The sequence below is a fragment of the Paraglaciecola sp. MB-3u-78 genome (assembly GCF_002835935.1).
GTDB lineage: Bacteria > Pseudomonadota > Gammaproteobacteria > Enterobacterales > Alteromonadaceae > Paraglaciecola.
The window spans coordinates 1-206 of the sequence record NZ_PJCF01000084.1 but is presented as its reverse complement, the minus strand read 5'-3'; the positions used below and the strand labels follow the sequence as shown (position 1 = coordinate 206).

The following is a 206-nucleotide window of genomic DNA, read 5'->3' as shown; positions in this document are numbered from 1 at the left end:
CCTGCTGAATATAGCTTTGCAGCATTTCACCGTTTAGACGTCCCCCACTTGCAGACCGACTTTGTTTCTCGATGTAATCGATCAGCTCGGCTTTTTGCTGGGAGGACAATAGAGAGGGTCTTCCCGATGGTTTTTTACTTTCAAGGGCGCTGATACCACCCTTGAGATACTTGGCAACCCACTCATTGACCATTCTTCGACTAACA

The 206-nt window shown here is 47.6% G+C and carries 1 protein-coding gene; it reads right to left on the bottom strand.

Going from position 1 to position 206, the window contains the following annotated elements; translation table 11 throughout:
• Positions 1-206: helix-turn-helix domain-containing protein (locus tag CXF95_RS26410; RefSeq protein WP_198556720.1), on the bottom strand; the 206-nt coding region annotated here is incomplete at both ends.